Raw genomic sequence first — 4,059 nt, forward strand, 5'->3', positions numbered from 1 at the left:
AAGCCACCATGATGAAGGTCTCCGACCCGATCATGTTCGGCCAGATCGTTGCCGAGTTCTATAAAGACGCACTGGCCAAGCACGCTGATGTGCTGGCACAGATCGGCTTCAACCTGAACAACGGCATCGGCGACCTGTACGCTCGCATCAAAGCCCTGCCGGCAGAACAGCAAGCAGCCATCGAAGCCGACATTCAGGCGGTCTACGCCGTACGTCCGTCGCTGGCCATGGTCAACTCCGACAAAGGCATCACCAACCTGCACGTGCCGAGCGACGTCATCGTCGACGCCTCGATGCCGGCAATGATCCGTGACTCCGGCAAAATGTGGGGCACTGACGGCCAGCTGCACGACACCAAGGCCGTGATCCCGGATCGCTGCTACGCGACCATCTACCAAGCCGTCATCGAAGACTGYAAAGTAAACGGTGCTTTCGACCCAACCACCATGGGCAGCGTGCCAAACGTTGGTCTGATGGCGAAAAAAGCCGAGGAGTACGGTTCGCACGACAAGACCTTCCAGATCAAGGCCAACGGCGTTGTCCGCGTTACCGACAGCAAAGGCACCCTGCTGCTGGAGCAATCGGTTGAAGCCGGCGACATCTTCCGCATGTGCCAGACCAAAGACGCACCGATCCAGGACTGGGTCAAACTGGCCGTTAACCGCGCCCGTGCAAGCAGCACCCCGGCTATTTTCTGGCTGGACCCGATGCGCGCTCACGACGGTGTAGTGATCGAGAAAGTTCAGGCTTACCTGAAGGACCACGACACTGCCGGCCTGGACATCCAGATCATGGCGCCTGTTGACGCGATGAAGTTCACCCTGGACCGCACCCGCGAAGGCAAGGACACCATTTCGGTGACCGGCAACGTATTGCGCGACTAMCTGACTGACCTGTTCCCGATCATGGAACTGGGCACCAGCGCCAAGATGCTGTCGATCGTTCCGCTGATGAATGGCGGCGGCCTGTTCGAAACCGGCGCTGGCGGTTCGGCACCGAAGCACGTTCAACAACTGCTGGAAGAAAACTTCCTGCGCTGGGATTCCCTGGGCGAGTTCCTGGCCCTGGCCGCTTCCCTTGAGCACCTGGGTGTGACTTACAACAACCCCAAGGCGCTGGTTCTGGCCAAGACCCTGGATCAGGCCACTGGCCAGTTCCTGGACAACAACAAGTCACCATCGCGCAAAGTCGGCAACATCGACAACCGCGGCAGCCACTTCTACCTGGCTCTGTACTGGGCTCAAGCCCTGGCAGCCCAGACTGAAGATACTGCACTGCAAGCGCAGTTCACGACTCTGGCCAAAACCCTGACCGAGAACGAAGCAACCATCGTTGCCGAGCTCAACTCCGTTCAGGGCAAGCCAGTGGACATCGGCGGTTACTACCACGCCGATGCCGAGCTGATCAGCAAGGCCATGCGCCCGAGTCCAACCTTCAACGCAGCGGTTGCTGCGCTGGTTTAAGGTTGTAAGGATGCAAAGAAGCCCCGGCCCTGCGCCGGGGTTTCTGTTTGTGCCCCACACTTTTCATCTGTGAAATACGGACCAATGTGGGAGCGAGCCTGCTCGCGATAGCGATATATCATTCAACATTGATGTCGACTGACCCACCGTCATTGCGAGCAGGCTCRCTCCCACACTGTTCATTATTCCAACATTAGAAACCGAGGAAGCTTCATGGATTGGCTACCCCACATCACCGTCGCCACCATCGCCGAAGACAATGGCCGTTTCCTGATGGTCGAAGAATCCAAGGGTGGACGAACGGTGCTTAACCAGCCTGCCGGCCATCTCGACCCGAATGAAACCCTGATCGAAGCCGCCGTTCGCGAAACCCTCGAAGAAACCGGTTGGGACGTCCAAGCCACCGGCATCGTCGGCATTTACCTTTACACCGCCCCGAGCAACGGCGTGACCTACCAACGGGTCTGCTTCATCGCAAAAGCCCTCAAACACCACCCGGACTATCAACTGGATGACGGCATTGTCGGCGCGAAGTGGCTGACGCGTGACGAATTACTGGAACAGCGCGCAAACTGGCGCAGTGAGCTGATCATCCGCTGCATCGATGATTATCTGGACGGTAAACACTTCGGCCTCGAATTGATCCGCCCTTCTCTTTAGCCTTGCGGGCTCCGGCCTGTTAGAATCGCGTCCTTTTTCAAGACACTCATTGAATCCCTATGCGTGATCCAGCCCCTTCTGACACACAAAAGAAGCGCGTCATTGTCGGTATGTCCGGCGGCGTGGACTCTTCCGTTTCCGCCCTCCTGCTGATCGAGCAGGGTTACGAGGTGGAAGGCCTGTTCATGAAGAACTGGGAAGAAGACGATGGAACGGAATACTGCACCGCCATGGACGACCTGGCGGATGCTCAGGCCGTGTGCGACAAAATTGGTATCAAGCTGCACACCGCCAACTTCGCCGCGGAGTACTGGGACAACGTGTTCGAGCATTTCTTGGCCGAATACAAGGCCGGGCGCACGCCGAACCCTGACATCCTGTGCAACCGCGAGATCAAGTTCAAGGCGTTCCTCGACTACGCCATGATGCTGGGTGCCGACCTGATCGCCACCGGCCACTATGTGCGTCGCCGCGATATCGACGGTCGTACCGAATTGCTCAAGGGCCTGGACGCTAACAAAGACCAGAGCTACTTCCTGCACGCCGTTGGCGGCGAACAGATCGCCAAGACCCTGTTCCCGGTCGGCGAACTCGAAAAGCCCGAAGTGCGCGCGATTGCCGAGAAATACGAGCTGGCAACGGCGAAGAAAAAAGACTCCACCGGCATCTGCTTTATTGGCGAACGCCGCTTCAGCGACTTCCTCAAGCAGTACCTGCCCGCGCAACCCGGCGAGATCAAGACCACCGAAGGCGAAGTGATCGGCCGTCACCACGGCTTGATGTACCACACTATCGGCCAGCGTCAGGGCCTGGGCATCGGCGGCTTGAAAGACGCCAGTGACGAGCCGTGGTACGTGCTGATCAAGGACCTGGAACATAACGAACTGATCGTTGGCCAAGGTAATGACCATCCGTACCTGTTCTCCCGCGCCCTGCTCGCTTCCGACATCTATTGGGTCAACCCGATTGATTTGACCGAGCCGCGCAATTTGACGGCCAAGGTCCGCTATCGCCAAAGCGACCAGCCGTGCACGCTGGAAAAAACCGCCACCGGCTACCGCGCAACCTTTGATGACCCGCAACGCGCGGTCACCCCAGGCCAATCCGTGGTGTTTTACGACGGTGAAATCTGTCTGGGTGGCGGCGTGATCAAAATTGCCGAGCCGTGGACCAGCAAAGGCCAGCAGCAATGAGCCCGACCCAGGAGCAACTGACGGCGCTAGGCGGCGTGTTTCTCGCCGCCGTCCTCGTCGACAAGATTGCCAAGAGCGGCCAGACCTCTGAAGCCGGCCTGACCTGTATGCTCGGCAGCCTGCTGATTCGCGACCCCAAGGACACGCTGGAAGTCTACGGCGGTGACGACCTCAATCTGCGCGAAGGCTATCGCGCCCTGGTCGGCGCACTGGAACGCGACCCGAGCGCCCTTCAGCGCGAACCCTTGCGTTACGCACTGGCGATGCTGGGTCTTGAGCGTCAACTCGCCAAGCGCGGCGACATGCTGGAAGTGATTGGCAAGCGCTTGCCGCAGATCCAGTCCCAGGTCGAGCACTTCGGCCCGGCCCATGAAAATGTGATTGCCGCGTGCGGCGCGCTGTATCAGGACACCCTGAGCACCTTGCGCCAACGGATTCAGGTCCAAGGCGACATGYGCAACCTGCAGCAGCCGAGCAATGCCTCGAAAATCCGCGCCCTGTTGCTGGCCGGTATTCGCTCGGCGCGCCTGTGGCGCCAGTTGGGTGGCCATCGCTGGCAGTTGGTGATCAGCCGCCGCAAGTTGCTGAAAGAGCTTTACCCCTTGATGCGTAACGAATAAGTCGCGCAGACAAACATTTACTCCGTTTTACGCGTAATACGCCGGTCAGTTGGCGACGGACCGGCGGATTTTTTCATGTATGATACGCGCCCCATTTCGTTGCCCGACTGTCCGAGAACACCC

Annotated in this window: 4 protein-coding genes; all 4 read left to right on the forward strand. The window is 58.9% G+C overall.

Annotation, left to right across the window (positions count from 1 at the left end):
* Positions 1 to 1,463 (forward strand): NADP-dependent isocitrate dehydrogenase (locus tag AC1DRJ_RS20645; RefSeq protein WP_477803772.1); only part of this gene is annotated, 1,463 nt, incomplete at its 5' end.
* Between the two features lie 213 nt (positions 1,464 to 1,676).
* On the forward strand, positions 1,677 to 2,123 hold the full coding sequence (locus AC1DRJ_RS20650) for an NUDIX hydrolase (RefSeq protein WP_477803773.1): 447 nt from the start codon (positions 1,677 to 1,679) through the stop codon (positions 2,121 to 2,123).
* A 59-nt stretch (positions 2,124 to 2,182) separates the two neighbouring features.
* A complete protein-coding gene (mnmA, locus tag AC1DRJ_RS20655) occupies positions 2,183 to 3,316 on the forward strand; it encodes a tRNA 2-thiouridine(34) synthase MnmA (protein WP_477803774.1) in 1,134 nt (377 codons plus the stop codon).
* The gene (gene hflD, locus AC1DRJ_RS20660; RefSeq protein WP_477803775.1) at positions 3,313 to 3,936 is read left to right on the forward strand and encodes a high frequency lysogenization protein HflD; all 624 of its coding nucleotides are present in this window, start codon (positions 3,313 to 3,315) and stop codon (positions 3,934 to 3,936) included. Before mnmA ends, hflD begins: the two co-directional genes overlap by 4 nt.
* Positions 3,937 to 4,059: the final 123 nt, after the last annotated feature.

The organism is Pseudomonas sp. P5_B2 (genome assembly GCF_056400445.1).

Excerpts from the sequence above, each read along its gene's own strand:
- mnmA (WP_477803774.1), top strand. The coding sequence starts at position 2,183 with ATGCGTGATCCAGCCCCTTCTGACACACAAAAGAAGCGCGTCATTGTC.
- AC1DRJ_RS20650 (WP_477803773.1), top strand. The coding sequence starts at position 1,677 with ATGGATTGGCTACCCCACATCACCGTCGCCACCATCGCCGAAGACAAT.